The organism is Pantoea sp. UYEF8, from assembly GCF_040546285.1.
Taxonomy (GTDB): Bacteria; Pseudomonadota; Gammaproteobacteria; order Enterobacterales; family Enterobacteriaceae; genus Pantoea; species Pantoea brenneri.
Genome location: NZ_JBEPNM010000010.1, coordinates 29,074 through 46,049, shown reverse-complemented (window position 1 = coordinate 46,049; position 16,976 = coordinate 29,074). Strand labels below are relative to the sequence as shown.

General features: G+C 53.7%; 14 protein-coding genes. 7 read left to right on the top strand and 7 right to left on the bottom strand.

Going from position 1 to position 16,976, the window contains the following annotated elements:
* Positions 1-2: 2 nt before the first annotated feature.
* On the top strand, positions 3-1,205 hold the full coding sequence (locus tag ABIB18_RS17470) for an MFS transporter (protein WP_354475002.1): 1,203 nt from the start codon (positions 3-5) through the stop codon (positions 1,203-1,205).
* Positions 1,206-1,268: 63 nt separating this feature from the next.
* On the opposite strand, the gene ABIB18_RS17465 is transcribed toward ABIB18_RS17470, so the two are convergent.
* Positions 1,269-1,484 carry a YdgH/BhsA/McbA-like domain containing protein gene (locus tag ABIB18_RS17465; RefSeq protein ID WP_354475000.1) on the bottom strand — a complete coding sequence of 72 codons (216 nt, stop codon included), beginning with the start codon at positions 1,482-1,484 and terminating at the stop codon, positions 1,269-1,271.
* Between the two features lie 106 nt (positions 1,485-1,590).
* Positions 1,591-2,508, bottom strand: coding sequence for a LysR family transcriptional regulator (locus ABIB18_RS17460; protein ID WP_354474998.1), 918 nt, complete (start codon positions 2,506-2,508; stop codon positions 1,591-1,593).
* A 161-nt stretch (positions 2,509-2,669) separates the two neighbouring features.
* Between ABIB18_RS17460 and ABIB18_RS17455 the strand changes: the two genes are divergently transcribed.
* Positions 2,670-3,350 carry a type 1 glutamine amidotransferase domain-containing protein gene (locus ABIB18_RS17455; protein WP_031375547.1) on the top strand — a complete coding sequence of 227 codons (681 nt, stop codon included), beginning with the start codon at positions 2,670-2,672 and terminating at the stop codon, positions 3,348-3,350.
* A gap of 2,003 nt (positions 3,351-5,353) precedes the next feature.
* Positions 5,354-5,533, top strand: a complete 180-nt coding sequence (locus ABIB18_RS17450; RefSeq protein ID WP_031377499.1) for a con-10 family general stress protein — start codon at positions 5,354-5,356, stop codon at positions 5,531-5,533.
* Between the two features lie 324 nt (positions 5,534-5,857).
* Here ABIB18_RS17450 and ABIB18_RS17445 read toward each other — a convergent pair whose 3' ends face one another.
* Complete coding sequence (locus tag ABIB18_RS17445) at positions 5,858-6,784, bottom strand: LysR family transcriptional regulator (protein ID WP_046289333.1); 927 nt, start codon at positions 6,782-6,784, stop codon at positions 5,858-5,860.
* Between the two features lie 168 nt (positions 6,785-6,952).
* On the opposite strand from ABIB18_RS17445, the gene ABIB18_RS17440 reads away from it, so the two are divergent.
* On the top strand, positions 6,953-7,468 hold the full coding sequence (locus tag ABIB18_RS17440; protein WP_354475126.1) for an SRPBCC family protein: 516 nt from the start codon (positions 6,953-6,955) through the stop codon (positions 7,466-7,468).
* A 59-nt stretch (positions 7,469-7,527) separates the two neighbouring features.
* Here ABIB18_RS17440 and ABIB18_RS17435 read toward each other — a convergent pair whose 3' ends face one another.
* Complete coding sequence (locus ABIB18_RS17435) at positions 7,528-9,132, bottom strand: bifunctional aspartate transaminase/aspartate 4-decarboxylase (RefSeq protein ID WP_069729702.1); 1,605 nt, start codon at positions 9,130-9,132, stop codon at positions 7,528-7,530.
* Between the two features lie 45 nt (positions 9,133-9,177).
* Complete coding sequence (aspT, locus tag ABIB18_RS17430) at positions 9,178-10,869, bottom strand: aspartate-alanine antiporter (RefSeq protein ID WP_069729701.1); 1,692 nt, start codon at positions 10,867-10,869, stop codon at positions 9,178-9,180.
* A gap of 443 nt (positions 10,870-11,312) precedes the next feature.
* On the opposite strand from aspT, the gene ABIB18_RS17425 reads away from it, so the two are divergent.
* Complete coding sequence (locus ABIB18_RS17425; protein WP_279809892.1) at positions 11,313-11,837, top strand: phenolic acid decarboxylase; 525 nt, start codon at positions 11,313-11,315, stop codon at positions 11,835-11,837.
* A 9-nt stretch (positions 11,838-11,846) separates the two neighbouring features.
* Here ABIB18_RS17425 and clcA read toward each other — a convergent pair whose 3' ends face one another.
* Both clcA and ABIB18_RS17415 read right to left on the bottom strand, forming a co-directional pair.
* On the bottom strand, positions 11,847-13,247 hold the full coding sequence (clcA, locus tag ABIB18_RS17420; protein WP_354474993.1) for a H(+)/Cl(-) exchange transporter ClcA: 1,401 nt from the start codon (positions 13,245-13,247) through the stop codon (positions 11,847-11,849).
* Between the two features lie 107 nt (positions 13,248-13,354).
* Positions 13,355-13,654 (bottom strand): YicS family protein, encoded by a 300-nt coding sequence (locus ABIB18_RS17415; RefSeq protein WP_180217262.1) that lies wholly within the window; start codon positions 13,652-13,654, stop codon positions 13,355-13,357.
* 165 nt (positions 13,655-13,819) lie between these two features.
* On the opposite strand from ABIB18_RS17415, the gene ABIB18_RS17410 reads away from it, so the two are divergent.
* On the top strand, positions 13,820-15,031 hold the full coding sequence (locus ABIB18_RS17410; protein WP_354474991.1) for an FAD-dependent oxidoreductase: 1,212 nt from the start codon (positions 13,820-13,822) through the stop codon (positions 15,029-15,031).
* 165 nt (positions 15,032-15,196) lie between these two features.
* Positions 15,197-16,969 carry a sensor domain-containing phosphodiesterase gene (locus ABIB18_RS17405; RefSeq protein WP_354474989.1) on the top strand — a complete coding sequence of 591 codons (1,773 nt, stop codon included), beginning with the start codon at positions 15,197-15,199 and terminating at the stop codon, positions 16,967-16,969.
* Positions 16,970-16,976 lie beyond the last annotated feature (7 nt).

The window sequence follows — 16,976 nt, the reverse complement described above, 5'->3', positions numbered from 1 at the left end:
TTATGTCTCAGCGTTCTCTCACCGCTCTCTGTCTGATGAGTTTTTTTCTGGCCGACGTACGTGACGGCCTCGGCCCGTTTTTGGGTATCTTTCTGACCGGGCGGCACTGGCGGCCCGACGAAATCGGGCTGGTGATGACCTGCGGCGGCATTGCCGGGCTGCTGGCCACGTTGCCTGCCGGGATTGCAGCGGATGCCAGCCGGTATAAAAAAACAATCGTGCTGCTGGGATGTCTGGTCATTACGCTCGCCACGCTGCTGCTGTGGTACAGCGATCAGAGCTGGACCGTCATGGTATCGCAAATCGTGGCGGGCATTGCTGCGGCGTTTATCGGCCCTACGGTAGCCGGTATCACTCTGGGACTAAGCGGTCAGGCAGGGTTTAACCGGCAGATGGGCCGTAACGAAGCCTTTAACCATGGCGGTAATACCGTTGCTGCGCTGCTGGCTGGCTATTCGGCCTGGTACTGGGGAATGGCTGCGGTGTTTATTCTGATGACAATGATGGCGATATTTGCCGCCGTCGCTACGCTGGCGATCCGTGGCGATGAGATCGATCATCAGGTGGCGCGTGGTTTTGAAAAGCATCAACAAGCGTCTCCGGCTCAGGGTTTATGGATGCTGGTGCGGCAACCCGCGCTGTTGATCGCCGGGATTACTCTGCTGCTGTTTCATCTGGCTAATGCCGCGTTATTGCCGATGCTCAGCATGCGTGTCGCGTCTTCGGGTACTAAGGCGGCGGTCAGTCCCGGTCTGTATGCGGCGGCAACGGTGGTGATATCACAACTGGTGATGATTCCGGTTGCGCTATGGGTATCAAAGCGGATTGGGACAGTCGGTTATCGCCCACTGATTATGGCGGCGCTGTTGATTTTGCCGCTGCGCGCGCTGCTGGCCGCCAGCTACTCCGAACCGATATTTGTGATACCGGTGCAGATACTGGACGGCATTGCCGCCGGAATACTGGGCGTGGCGGTGCCGGGCTATATTGTTTCGTTGTTACGCGGTACCGGCCATGTCAACGCCGGCCAGGGCGTGATTATGCTGATGCAGGGAACAGGCGCTTCACTCAGCCCGGCCCTGACTGGCGCCATCGCCGCTCGTTACTCCTACAGCATCGCATTTTACGTACTGGGTGCCATTGCACTCTGCGCATTCATTCTCTGGTGGCGCGGCGGCTCAACCTCTGACACCCGCCTTGCCTGAGCAGACACAAAAAAGGCTGCCCAGTGGGCAGCCGTTTCTGGCAAATCCGTTTGCGACCATCCGTTATTTATACAGTTCAGCGGTCATGTGAACACGATTGTTGGTGTTCGCTTCGGTAATTTTGTACTGCGCGCCCTGTTCCTGAGCCTGTGCGGCGATTTTCGCTTCTGCGCCATCCAGCGTAGAAGAGGTGACAGAGACGCTCTGTACAAAGCTGCTGAATGAAATCAGCGAAAGAGCGGCAAGCGCAGCGATTGAAGTAGCTTTAATGATTTTCATGGTCATATTCCTGTTGGTTGTGAGGAGGTTGTTGCCTCCGATGGGAATAATGATAACCATAGTTACCATATCAATAGTGACAATTAGTGCGCTAATGATGATCGCGCTAACTAAATGGCTGGCCGGATGAGAGCGTCTGCGCCACTTCAATCATCAGGCTGCGCAACCAGCGGTGAGCCGGATCGTCGCGATAACGTGCGTGCCAGCCCATCTCAACCGGAAAAGTGCCCAGATCGACCGGGGCAGGCAGTACCTTAAGCCGCGGATCTTTTGCCAGTTGCTGACAGATCAGCCGGGGCAGCGTCGCGCAGTAATCGGTTACCACAATCATCTCCGGCACCGCCAGAAAATGCGTCACTGAAACCGCGACCTGGCGGCGTAGTCCGCGCTGTTCCAGTGCCTGGTATAAACCGGCTCGCATCCGGCCGGGCGGCAGTACATTGACATGCCGGAGTTGCTCATACTGTTCCGCGCTCAGCTCGTCAGTAACCTCAGGATGATCGGCCCGGACTACGCATGCCAGTCCTTCATCCATCAGATGCTGTACCACCAGATTATCCGGCGGCTCAACGATACGACCCAACACCATGTCCGTGTTACCGGAGATCACCCCGGTTTCGGCAATGTCATTGCCAAACGGCGTCAGTCGCAGGCGAATGCCCGGGGCGGTGGTGCGCAGGCGTGCCACGATGGTCGGCATCATGACGAATTCAACGTAGCTGTTGGGGGCCAGTGTAAAGAGCCGGGTAGCGTGGCGTGGGTCAAAATCCTGCTGACCGAGGATAACTTTATCAATAGCGCCCAGCGAAGCCGCAACCACTTCGGCCAGCTGTTCCGCCATTGGCGTTGGGCGCATACCATAGCGCTCGCGAATAAATAGCGGATCGTTGAGCGTTTCCCGCAGCCGGTTTAACGCATTGGAAAGCGCCGGCTGGGTAATCCCGAGCCGCTCCGCAGCGCGGGTGACGTTGCGCTCCTCCATCATCACCAGCAGGACAGGCAGTAAATTCAGATCGTATTTCATTGAGCTATAATGCTATGTGAATAGCTGAAATTGAAGAAATAAATTTCAGAAATATGTCCAGCCAGGTAATGATGGTCCGGTCAACAGAGAATACGGCTGAACAGCGGCCGGTTCCGAACCCTAAATTTTAGCCTGAACCGATACACAGAGACGGAGCAAATATGAAAATTTTAATGGTACTCACCTCGCATGATGAACTCGGCAACACCGGCAAGAAAACTGGTTTCTGGCTGGAGGAGTTTGCCGCCCCTTATTACGCTTTTACCGATGCCGGCGTTGAGGTCACGCTGGCATCACCAAAAGGCGGTCAGCCGCCGCTCGACCCAAAAAGTGATGAGCCTGGTTCACAAACTGAACAGACACGTCGCTTCCATGGCGACAAAGAGACTCAGGCAGTACTGGCTGCTACCGTCCGCCTCGATTCAGTTTCGCAGGATGCGTTTGACGCTGTTTTCTATCCTGGCGGTCACGGTCCGCTGTGGGATCTGGCCAACGACAAAAACTCAATTGCATTGATTGAACAGACTCTGCAGGCGGGTAAACCGGTAGCGCTGGTCTGTCATGCGCCGGGCGTACTGCGCGATGTCAAAAGCGCCGATGGCGAACCACTGGTAAAAGGTAAGAAAGTGACCGGCTTTACTAACACTGAAGAAGAGGGCGTTGGCCTGACCAACGTGGTGCCGTTCCTGGTGGAAGATGTGCTGAAACAGAATGGCGGCATTTACTCTCGCGGTGATGACTGGCAATCTTATGCGGTGCAGGATGGTCTGCTGATTACCGGTCAGAACCCAGGTTCCTCGGTTGAGACAGCTAAACTGCTGATGACCCAGCTGTCGAACTAATTCGCTGATTGTATTACTAAAGATGGACCGCTAAAAGGCACCGATAAGGTGCCTTTTTTCGTGTCTCACAGGTCGCTTATTGTACAGTGCTCTGTGCACTTCGCTGAGCACCAGAATGGCTAAGCGCGCAGTCCCTGAACGGAGAATGTCTCGACGGTTCGTACCCGAAGGCAGGGGGGGCAATAATGATATAATCACCAGGCTAATTATTCAGTATAAATAGATTAGAATTCTATTTTTAGTCGTAGTGATAATAAAACAGCGGGGGTTCTCATCCTGCCTGAGAATGATTATTAACGCTATTGCTAAGCTACTGAAGATATAAACATGTTTTTAAAAACAGTGTTGACTTTGAAATTTAAAACCGTAAAGTAAGACACATCAGCGGCAAACAAGACGTCACTGATAAAGTAATATGAAGTTGAAGTTTGAGTTAAATTAGTAAGCACTCCTGTTAAATTGAGTTATGTATTAATAGCACTGTTGAATGGAGTATCGTTAGTAACAAAGCAGTAACCTGTAGTCAGTAAAGCATTTTTAGTAAGTTGATGTTATTGCAGTAAAAAGTATTCGCGATGATGTAAGGCCTCGTAGTTCTGAACGTTTACGTTACGACAGGATACGATTGCGGTTTAAACGTCGTAATGAAAGTAAGGCAACGCATCAAAGAGTATATATCGCGATGGGGGTGTGCAGGTTTATCCGGGCCTGACCTGTCTTTGTCTCATAAAAGACTATCAGGTGGTGAAAACCGCTAATGATAATGAGTGACTTCTGGTGTTCATTATTATCCGCAGGACCTGTTCATAAATAGCAGTACCGAAGCAGTAAATCTCAATTAAGTTCCTTAATGGTAAATGTTAAATCGGTAGTAACTTAAAAGCCCTGGCTATCTCAGTCAGGGCTTTTATCATTGCGCGCAGGGTGGAAGTAGCTGGCCAGGCGACATTTTTGCTGGATTACCATCAGGCACAGAAAGGGATAGGCACAGAAAGGATCAGCAAGAGAGGAAAAAATTTTGCTTAATACGGCTAACCAAGCCAGCAACCCGGCAATCCAACAATCCAACAACCCAACAACCCAACAACCCAGCAACCCAACAACCTTCCACTCCAGGGCAACCGCCCGGCAATATCACCAACTTACAAATCAACCGGCAAATCCACAGCTCCCGCCAGGCAATCCCACCCGCTACATAAGAAATCCGCCACTCTTCAGCACCCGGCTTGTAATCCTGCATCTAACTAATCAAACCGCCGAATCCCAGGAATCAGCCCGGCAGTCCCGCAGCTAACTAATCAAACCGCCAACCCAAAGAACCAGCCCGGTAATCGCACCCCCTAACCAATCAGTCCGGCAACCCAGTCCACCTCAAAACAAGGCCATTCCGCTGACATCAATCCTTTGCTCACGATCGTTTCTCCAGGCGTGTACTCAGCTGAAGCTTCTTATCGCTGCCATACCTCAGAGCCAAAGCTTGTTGAGATGAAGTATCGGAATCGGTCATAGCGCTTAACGAGACATTTAGCGAGACGTTTAACGCGCCCGGGCGCTGTTGCCTGGCGGGGAAAGCGCCTCAGAACGGCGTTTATCTTCATCTTGTCAGGTGGGTTGAGACTGATGATCAGCGGGTTAACAGGCTGATGCCGCAGCCGGGCTGCGCGCTGCAAGACTAAGCCAACCGCTGAACATCAGGCCGCTGCGTTTTACATGGCATTTAACTTTTTAATCAAAAGTAAAAAAATGTTAATCGCCAGGCGAGGGGGCGATAATTGATCGCCCTGGGTAAGTGCTTAGCCTCAATAAATTTTTCCCGTTTACCGTTTTGCTTATTCATGGCGCTGTCTCGCTTCGGCTAAATATAAATCAGGACCAGAAGGTTGTAATAGACTTGCAGCCCGAAAAGGCCCGGCTAGACTTATCACTGCAACACGAAAACGGCTGGCGTAATAGAATTATGCTGGTTGCCATTAATCAAATGACAATATGTTCAGGAGGAAATTATGGCCGAACATCGTGGTGGTTCCGGTAACTTCGCAGAAGATCGTGAAAAAGCATCTGAAGCAGGTAAAAAAGGCGGACAAAACAGCGGCGGTAACTTCGCTAATGACCGTGAAAAGGCTTCAGAAGCCGGTAAGAAAGGTGGCCAAAACAGCCATGGTGGTGGACGTAAGTCCGAATAGAAAGTCGCTGATGCGGACTTTTTAACCATCAGCCCCGGCATTTTGCCGGGGCCTGTTATAACCAATATTAAAAGTTAATGCGCTGTGGTTTATTCTTTGGTTACGCTGATATCTATTGATTTTCACTCCTGCTATATATTCCCTCTAACCTATCTCTGAATAATATCAATCCGCTGAAAGCAGAATAATGCTGTGCAAATTTTCTTATCTGACTTCCAGATATAAAACGCCTTGCCTGTAGTTTGCATTATCCATTCGCTTATTCTTGCCAGCGGCTGCGCGGAGGGACAAAAAATGCGCAGCCGGCTCGCTCAGGTAACCCAGTCAGGGTAGAGATGTAACAGGATTTGTCGTCTCATCAGCAATGGTGATTAACAACTGACGCAACCATTGATGACCTTTATGCCGGTGGGTTCGTTCATGCCAGGCCAGTGTTTTGGTAAAGCCCGGTATGGTCAGCGGCGGCGGAAGTTGAGTCAGGCCCGCGCCAGCAATCGCCAGACGACGTGGTACCACACTGATTAAATCACTCAGGCGCAGGATCTCGGGCAACACCAGGAAGCTGCATATTGACAGAGTGACCCGGCGGCTGCGGCCCAGTGCTGCCAGCGCCGTATCTGTCACACCGCTGAAATTACCGCCAGGATAGGAAACCAGGGCATGCTCCAGCGCACAAAAAGCATCCAGCGTCAGCGGTCCGGTGCTGATCAGCGGATGATCGTCGCGCAGCAAACAGACATACTCCTCATCAAATAAGCGGCGGGTATGCAACTCCTGCGGCGTAGTGTCCGGCGTCAGCAAGGCTAAATCGACCGCTCCACGTTCAAACTGATCCTGCAAGGTTTCATTATTGACCGGGACCACCGCCACCCGAATGCCTGGAGCCTCACGCCGTAACCGGGCCATAAACGGGACGATCACCGCGCGCAACGCATAATCTGTCGCGGCGATGTGCAACGTCATATCGGCCGTCAACGGATCAAACTGTTGTGGCTGCAGCAACCCCTCCACTTCTGCCAGTATCGCTTTAACCGGTGCAGCCAGTTCAAGCGCCCGCAAAGTCGGCACGATACCGCGCTGCGCCCGGGTAAACAGCGGATCGTCAAAACTCTCACGTAGCCGGGTTAACATGCCGCTCACCGCAGGCTGGGTCAGCGATAAGCGCTCGGCAGCCCGGGTAACGCTGCGCTCATCCAGTAAGGCGTCCAGCGTCTTCAACAGATTCAAGTCCACGTTGTGAAGAGTGCTCATTTTATTCTCGCAGCTGACCAGCAGACAATGTGGATTTGATATTAGCTGGAATGATATCACGGATAAAATATTGCGATTGGCGTTATTTCAGCAGCGGCATGATACTGCCCCTGTTCGCTGCACAGGCGTGATGTACCACTTAATCAGATAAGGCAGGATAAAATGAAAATGAACGCGATTAACTGGCCGGAAGGTTTTGTACCGGGCTATACCGATAATTTTTGCTCAAATGAAGTGATTGTCGCCGACCTGACGGTGCAGGAAATCTGGCGCTTGTTGAGTGAACCCGCACGCTGGTCTGACTATTACGCTAACTCAGCCAATGCGCGCTTTCACGACAACAAAGGTCCGGTACTGGAGCAGGGAGTACGCTTCTATTTCGAGACCTTTGGCTTCCCGGTTGAGGCTCAGGTGACAGAGTGTATTGCCCCGACAGAAGGCGAGGCCGCACGCCTGACCTGGCACGGTTGGGCGGGTGAAGCGGGTGCCGCCGATCGCCTTGATGTTCTGCATGCCTGGCTGATTGAGGCTCTGCCGGGTAACCGGGTACGCATCCTGACTCAGGAGACGCAAAACGGACAACCGGCTCGCGAGCTGGCGGTCACCAAACCGAATCCGATGATCAATGGTCATCAGGACTGGCTGGATGGGCTGGTGGCAGCAGCGAAAGCGGCCAGAGCCTGAGGCGAATGGTCTGGCACTCTGCGCGGTGCCAGACCGTCAGACATTACTCCGTCCAGTCACTACGCGCTGGGCTGATCTTTGCCGCGCGCAATGAACTCGTCATGATAATGCTCCATCATTTGCCGCAAGGCTTTACCAATGGCCGCATACTCATATTCGTTGAGGTTAGCCAGTGAGATCCGGCCCGCAGGTTTTTGTGTGCCGAATCCGGTGCCGGGCAACATCACGATGCCGGTCTCTTCCGCAATACGGAACAGCAGGTCGGTGGGATTAAGGGTAGCGTTGACCCAGTTAGCAAACTCATCGCCGTACACCTGACGCGAAATCGCCCCCAGATCCAGCAGGGTATAGTAGTCAACCGCCTCTTCAGTTTCATGATGAGGAATGCCGAGTTCACGATAAAGCACCGCCTGACGACGGCGAATGATCTCTGAGACGGCAGACTTATAGCCATTTTCGCCATCCATCAGGGCAAACAGGCTGAACAGCACCATCTGTACCTGCTGGGGCGTAGAGAGGCCCGCCGTATGATTAAGCGCTACGCTGCGGCTATCCGCGACCACGCGATCGAGGAAGCTCAGGCCCGGCACGTCTGGCGTTAGTGAGCCATAACGCAGCTCAAGACGCTGCTTCTCTTCCGCACTCAGGTCACTCAGCTGCTGCTCCAGAATATTTTGCTGATGGGTAGCGATCACCCCCAGCCGCCAGCCGGTAGCACCAAAATATTTTGAAAAGGAGTAGACCAGAATGGTGTTCTTCGGGCAGGTCGCAAACAGCGATTTGAAATCGTGCGCAAAGGTGCCGTAAACATCGTCGGTCAGAATAATCAAATCGGGCCGCTGCTCGATAATTTTGACCATCTTGTCCAGCGAACGCTGGTCCATTTTTACCGATGCCGGATTACTCGGATTGACGCAGAAAAAGATCTTAACCGCCGGATCGAGCAGCTTATCCAGTTCGTGGTCCGGATACTGCCAGTTTTCCTCGGGAGAAGCGTTAATCATCACGCTTTCAAGCCGGTAATCCTCCAGATGGGGAATTTCGATGTACGGGGTAAAAATTGGCGCGCCCATTGCCACTTTGTCACCGGCGGTCACCAGGCCGTTGGTGCGTAAGGTGTTAAACAGATAGGTCATTGCCGCCGTGCCGCCCTCCACCGCAAACAGGTCAACATCTTCTGCCGATATCAGGCCGCCAATCATCTCTTTAACAATGTATTCACGGGTGATTTTCTCGCTCAGATGGAGCATGCGTGGCGGAACCGGATAGTTGGCGCCAAGGATCCCTTCTACCATCTCATGTAAAAATGCCGAGGCCGAAAGGCCCAACTGATCGCGAACATAGCTCACCGCGCGCGATAAAAAGGCGACGCCAGGCTGCTGATGCTCACGGGAGAGAAAGGCGTCAAAACGTGCCTCAATCCCTTCAATGCGCGGCAGACCACCGATACCGTGCGGCAGGTAGGAATATGAAAGCTCGGCTTCTTCAGTGGCAAACAGTCCCAGCCGCCAGAAGGCACGGCGCGGCAGGGTGGCGAGAAAATTGGGATTGCCGCGTCCGGCATTTAGCATCATGCGGTCTGGTTTGCCTGAAGCCAGCGTAATCAGCGCATCTTTCAGTTCAAACGGACTCAGCGCGGCGTATTTTTCGTAAGGATTCGACATAGGAATAGTTCTCCGGATAAGGACGCATCGATTAGCAGGTCGCTATCAGACCAGCGCGACAATCAGCGGGCCCAGTAGGGTAAGAAATACATTGGCCAGACCGTAGGTCACCGCGAACGGTGCGGTCGGGATGGCATTACCTGCTTTGTCGAGGATTTCCCCAAAGGCAGGGTTCGCACTGCGGGTGCCAGACAGGGCGCCCGCAAAAATAGCGGTGTTGTCGTAACGCAACAGGTAACGTCCAATCAGCAAGGTCAGCATTAAAGGGACCACGGTGACGACGATGCCGATCAGGAAAATAGAGAGACCGTTCTGGCGCACCGTTTCGACGGCCTGCAATCCCGACTGCAGACCGACCACGGCGACAAAGCCGGCCAGTCCCAGATCGCGCAGCAGGCCGGAGGCTGCTAGCGGCATGTTTCCACTCAGCGGTTTACGGGCCTGATACCAGCCGAACAGCAGGCCGGAAAGCAGCGCGCCACCGCCGCTGCCAAGCGTCAGTGGGACGGAACCGATACGCAGCACCAGCAGGCCGATCAGCAAACCGAAGGAGAGGCCGAGGCCGTGAAACATCAGGTCGGTTTTCAGGCTTTTAATCAGCACCGGACCGGCCAGCGCGGCCGCTCGCTGGATATCCTGCTCACTGCCGTACAGGGTGACCACATCATTGTGCTGAATGACCGTGTCATCGGTGACGGGCACCGGCAGATCGCCACGCTTCAGGGTGGCGATGTAAATGCCATGACGCACGTCACCTGAAATTTCCTTACGGAGCGCATCAATGCGCTTACCGACCAGCGCCGGGTTGGTTAGCAGCACCTCGGTGGTCTGCATCGTCATTTCCGGCCCTTCCGCAGCATCAAGTTCCTTACCGAGTGATGTGGCCAGCGCGATGATGCCCTTACGACGACCAACCAGCAGCAGCGCATCGTTTTCGTTAAGCTGCATCTCCGGGGTGACGGCGATCACTTTGTCGTCACGTTTAAGCCGCTCGACGGTGACCGGGAAATGCGGATCGGCACCGGCTTCAACTTCGGCAACGCGTTTACCGGCCGCCGGTCCGGCCAGAAACACCCGCCCGACCAGACCCGGCAGCGCGGGTTGCTGTCCTGGCGCCAGCACCGGCGCGCCCCGCATCTGCTCCAGCTCAGCTTTAATCGCATCTTCACGAATCGAACGGCCCATGATTTTAGGCAGGATATTGACGCAGATGATGATGGCGCCGAGTGAACCAAAAATGTAGGTCACGGCGTAACCAACGGCGACGTTCCCCTGCATTTGCTGTAATTGGGCGGGATCAAGGTTGAGTTTGGCGATCGCCGCGCTGGCGGTACCGATTATCGCCGACTGGGTCAGCGCACCCGCGGCGATCCCGGCCGCTATTCCCTTATCCAGCGAGAACAGCCGCGCCATCACCAACAGCGTTGCCAGCGAAGTAACCACCAGAATCAGCGCCAGGGCGATCTCGCGCAACGTGCGCCGCCCCAGCGAGGAGAAAAATTTAGGTCCGCTTTCAAAACCAACTGCATAAATAAATACTGCGAACAGCACGTTTTTAATTCCGCTGTCAATTGTAACGCCGACCTGACTAATAATGACGGCAATCAGCAGCGCGCCTGCGACACCGCCAAGCTGGAACGCACCCAGTTTGAATTTACCAATCCAGGTCCCTATCGCGAGAGAAAGAAACAGAGCCAGTTCAGGCGAGAGTCGGAAAAGTTCATGAAGCAAATCCATAGAAACGTATCCTGAAGTCAGGTTGAACGGACAGCAAAGGCAGCTGCATCAGAGTAAAAAAATATGGCGGAGCCCGTTATGGAAAAAGCATAAAAAAGTCTGGTCGCAATCAGGATTAATGCAAATTATATTTTTATCTCCATGATTTATAATGATTAATTATGTAGTGAGGTGGCGAATATGGTCAGCAATGTAATATCGCTGTTAACAGTAAAAATATTACACAACTCTTAAAAAACAAGAGGTTGTAAATGTATTGCGCATTGCAGAGTGTGTGTGAAGAAATAATCTGACAACTGTATTTTTACGCTTTTATCGGTTTCGAATGGCAAAAAAAAATTCCTGGTCCATATTAATTACTCCGGTCCGGACAGCCTGTTTTATGACTTATGCCCGTTTCTTTCCTGTTATTTTCTAAATACCTGATGATGTAAAGGACTAATATGACCACTGAATCTGTTAACGATATATCCAACGATTTATCACAGTTTGTCGGCACACATTTTGTCTATACCTACGATAATGGCTGGAAATATGAATGGTATGCGCGCAATGAAACCACCTGCGATTATCGCATTCATCAGGGGCTGGTAGGAGGACGCTGGGTCACTAACCAGAAAATGAATGCGGTTCAGTTTGCACCGGGAATTTATAAGGTCGACTGGCACGAACCCACCGGAACCTGCGTCAGCCTGCTATTTGATCTGTCACGTAAGATCGTCCACGGCACCATTTTCTTCCCGCAGTGGATTGCCGGTGAAGGCCAGCATCCGGAGAAGACGATTTGCTACCAGAACGATTTTATCGAGGATATGCATCGCTTCCGCGATGAAGGCCCCGCCTATCCCTATGTGATTATTCCTGAATTTGCTCAGGTGACTTACATGAAAAATGAGGGCGCGGATAACGACGCGGTCATCGATAAAGCGCCGGGCCAGTTGCCCAGCGACTTTTTTGACGGGAAATAGCGGGTCAGGTTATCCGCCTTGTTGCGGGCGGGTAACCTGTTGCTGACGAGCCAGCGTTCGGGCCAGAATCGAGGAATAAAGCGGTTTGCCGCCCAGAAACTGGGCCAGCAGCGTGGCACCGAGACAGGTGATAATCATGGGCAGGATCAGCTGATAGTTATCGGTCATCTCCAGCACCAGTACAATGCCGGTCAGTGGCGCACGCACCGATGCAGCAAACAGCGCGCCCATACCGGCGATAGCGAAGGTGCCCGGATCGAGTTGGTAGAGTGGAAAAACCTGCGTCATTGCCACGCCAAATGCGGTACCGAGCAGCGTGCCGAGTGCCAGCATCGGCGCAAATATGCCACCGGGCGCACCGGAGCCGAAGCAAAGCAGGGTGGTTATCAGCCGGACGATAAAGATCAGCAGCAGCAGGGCGAGAGGGAACATCCCGTGTACCGCCTGCGGTATCAGTTCTGACCCGCCGCCCGCGCCAGGTGCAAACAACAGCGACATCACCCCACATCCGCCGCCGAGCAGAGCGCCTGTCAGCACTACACGAGCCGTTTTACCGGCATACAGACGGGCAAACAGATCCTGGGTCAGGAATATCAGGCGGTTGAATAATACGCCCACCAGGCCGATGATCATCCCCAGCACCAGATAGAGCCACAGCGTCTGAACCGGCGCATTAGCCAGTTTGCCGACCGAGATTACCGCCTGCTCACCGTTGAAACAGCGATAAACAATACTCGCCATGATCACCCCGGTGAACACCGCTTTTATGGAAATCAGGTTGTAACGGAACTGAGGACGCATCTCTTCAATAATGAACAGAATGCCAGCCAGCGGCGCGTTGAATGCCGCAGCCAGCCCGGCGGCCGCCCCGGTCGCCAGCAGCGTATGGCGCGACTCGTTGCTGCGTAAGCCGATGATATCAATCACCATACGACCAATATTTCCGCCCAACTGAACGGTAGGGCCTTCCCGTCCCAGCACCATACCGGCGCCGAGCGTGCCCATGCCGCCAAAAAACTTAACCGGAATCACCCGCCACCAGCGCACCGGCCTGAGTTCTTCCAGTGCCCCTTCGATTTCAGGGATCCCTGAGCCACCTGCTTCAGGCGCGAACCGCTTCACCAGCAGATAGCCAACCATTGCCAGCAGGGCAGAGACAGCAAACGCAGCAGCATAAAGCGGCCAGCCCTGAATCAACGCCGGAGAAATTGTGACGGCACGCCACTGCTGGATCGCCTCAACGGCGCGGGCAAACGCCACGCCAGCCAGGCCCACCAGCGTACCGACCAGTGCAGCACAGAACAGCACCGCCAGCGGGGTTTTATCGCGATAGAGTAGAGCGCGGAACATCCGGCTGCGAGCAGCCAGCGTGCGGGGAACATACACCGTTTGCGGTGTTTCTTCATTCATGCGGGAGAGTTCTTGTTTGAATCGGACCAGGCCACACAGTGTACTGAGGGATGTCCGTAAAGCAAAACCTCAGATCAATGAATATCTCAACTCTTCGGGTTTGATGATTAGCCCGCCTGCGGTGGACATACCACTTGCGCCATCCGTTCGCGGTAGGCTGAGTTATCGTTATTTTTGAGCGCCTGCGCCGCTGCAATCAAGGGCGCTTTATCGTTTTTATCGTTCAGAAAGGTCTGGCGCAGCGCTTCATCCGACAGCGACGGCGGCAGCTGGCATTTTTCACGGAGATCGTTGGTGATCTGCTGCTCTCTCAGAGCAAATTGCAGCGTTTCGTAAGCGGAGTCTGCCTGGGCCAGTGGGCTTAACAGCAGCGAAATGACCAGGGCACTGCGGACAACGTTAATCATGATGATCTCCAGCGACGGTCGACCTACAGCGGGTCCTGCGTCGTTTTCAGTTAGAATTAATCGCGATGAGTGCGTAGCCTGACAGCTGAATCGTTGAGGGCTGACGGCCAACGCGCCACGAATGACTCACTAATCATAGCAATACTGGTGCCAGAGGGAGCTGAGATGCAGCCACATTCCACTGAAATTCTCGCCGCAGACTGTTGTATTGTCGGCGGCGGCCCAGCCGGACTGATGCTGGGATATCTGTTCGCCCGGTCTGGCCTGCGGGTGGTCGTCATTGAAAAGCACGGCGATTTTCTGCACGATTTTCGCGGCGATACTATTCATCCCTCCACGCTGGAGATCATGCATCAGCTTGGTCTGCTGGACGGATTGCTGAAACTGCCGCACCAGCGCGCGGAAAAACTGGAAGCGGAGATCGCCGGTCAGAGCATCACCATGGCAGATTTTTCGCGGCTGCCGGTGCAGTGCCGGTTTATTGCCTTTATGCCACAGTGGGACTTCCTTAATTTCCTCGCCGGTCAAAGCGCCCGCTATCCGGGCTTCACGCTGCTGCAATCGACGGCGTTTGAGGACTTTCTCTACGATAACGACAGCGTCAGCGGCGTGATTGCCAGCCGCGGCGACCAGCGACTCCATATCCGCTGCAAAGTGGTGATTGGCGCAGATGGCCGTCACTCGCAGGTCCGGGCGCGAGCCAACCTCACCAGCCAGACTTTCGGCGTAGCGCGTGATGTCATCTGGTTCCGGCTGAGCAAACAGCCAGACGATCCGGTCTCAGGCATGGGCCACAAAGGACCGCGGCAAAACTTCATCGTGATTGACCGGGGTGACTACTGGCAGTGCGGCCTGACGATCCCGAAAGGCGAATTCGAGGCGCAGAAAGCGGCAGGGCTTAAGGCCTTCATTGCGCAGGTGGCCGCCGTCTCGCCGTTTGGCGCGCAGCGTCTGGACGAAATCAGCAGCTGGGAGCAGTTCAGGCTGCTGTCGATACGCATCGACCGGCTGGATAAATGGGCGAAACCGGGCGTGTTGTGTATCGGTGATGCTGCCCATGCGATGTCGCCGATTGGCGGGGTCGGGGTCAATCTGGCGATTCAGGATGCGGTAGCGACCGCCAACCTTCTCACGGCACCTTTGCTGGCCGGTGAGCTGAGCCTCGGCGATCTGGAAAAGGTTCAGCAGCGCCGTCAATTCCCGACGGTTGCCACGCAGTTCCTGCAAATCAAAATGAGCAGCAACAAAGCCAGACGAAAATCCACTCGCGGCAGCAAAATTCCGTCAATCATCCGCCGCCTTCCGTTTCTGCGATTTATCTTTGGCCGGCTGATTGGGCTGGGCTTCCGCCCCGAATCGCCGATGTTGCACAAGTAAAGGAAAGACGTAAATGATTTCGACAGCGATCAGATATCATGCGACACTGTTTCACGCTGAAATTAATGTCAGCCAGTGTCGCTACTTATCTGAAATTTGGGCGCTAATTAAGTCTTATTAAACTAAATTATTTTCAGTTTTTGCGCCTGTAGAGGGGAGATTTCAGTGCATAACGAACAAAATGGCAGTGACGAAAAACGTCTCAATGCGATTAAAGCACTTCTGACGCCTGATGAAGCCAGGGATGAAGTGCTGGAGAAGTTTGTTCATCTTGCCAGCCAGGTGTTAGGGATCTCGGGCAGTTTTATTTCGATTATTGACGACCACAATCAATATATTAAGGCGTCACGTAACTTCGATCTTAAGCAGTCGACCCGCGATGAATCCCTGTGCCGCCACGTCATTGATGGTGAGGGGCAGCTGGTGGTGGTTGATACGCTGCTGGATCCACGCTTTGCCGTGCACCCGTTTGTCGAAGGCGAACCGCATATTCGCTTTTATGCGGGTGTGTCTCTGGAGAATCTCGACGGTGCCGTACTGGGCACACTCTGCGTGACCGACACCCAGCCACACACTTTTTGCTCAGAAAAACTCGACACCCTGAAGTTGCTGGCCAGACTGGTCACGTCGTTTCTGGATGCGTGGAACAATGCCGGTTTCGCCGATGTGATTACCCATCTGCCCAATCGCCCACGGTTAATTCGTGATATCCAGCAGCTGTCGGTTACTGCGCCGCACAGCCGTTTCCGCCTGATTCTGATCGACTGCATCGATATTCCACGCGCTTATGAACTCTCCCGCACCGTCGGCATTGCGCCGATGGAAAAACTGCTGCGGCAGATGGCTGAGCAGGTAGCCGCCCGACTCAACCTGCCCGCCGGGGATACGCTTTATTCCTTTGCCCCCGGTCGTTTTGCGCTGATTCAGCCGTGGTCGGGCCGCTATACGGCACACAATATGATCGACGTGCTGCAGGGAATGAAAGCCGATCTGTCGGAAAACATTACCCTCGATCTGGATATCTTTACCGGCGAAACCGGGTTCGTGCCCGGCCAGATTAACGCCAATGAGATGGTCCGTCAGGCGGTCAGCGCGCTGCATGAAGCGATAGATGAAAACATCAGCGCGATGTCTTTTGATGAAAGTTACGACACCCGCCGTACCGACGACTTTATGATCATGAACGATCTGGCGCAGGCGCTGAAAAAGGATGAAGGCCTCTATCTGGCGTATCAGCCGAAAGTCTGCCTTAAAACCGGTAAAACTGTCGGGCTGGAGGCGCTGATTCGCTGGCATCATGCCGAACGTGGCGAGCTGTTCCCGTCTGAGTTTGTCCCTTTAGCCGGCAAAACCAATCTGATCTCCGACCTGACTAACTGGGTCATCGATCATCTTATCGAGCAACTCGCGCGCTGGAACCGCGAGTACAGCCTGATTCCGGTGTCGATTAACGTCAGTGAGCGGGACTTCTCTAAAGTGGAGTTTGCCGATTCGCTGCTGGCGAAACTGCAGGCGGCACAACTGCCAGCTTCGGTGATTGGCATTGAGTGTCTGGAAAATGAGCTGATCACCGAGAGCAACGTCGCTATCCGCGGTCTGGAAGCGCTGAAATCGCACGGGTTTGTTATTTCGCTCGACGATTTTGGTACCGGCTACAGCAACATCAGCTATCTGCAGGATATCCCGCTGGACGTGATCAAAATCGACATGTCGCTGATATCCCGTATGGCTGAAGATGACTCATCAAAAATTATCGTTAAACGGATTATTCAGATGCTGAAAGAGCTGAATTATACCGTGCTGGCGGAAGGGGTGGAGACCGAGGCGACGCTGTCATTACTGAAAGAGTACGGATGCGATCAAATTCAGGGCTACTTCTTCTCTAAACCACTGCCTGCCAGCGACATCGAACACTGGCTCTATCAGAAACCGTTGTGATACTAAG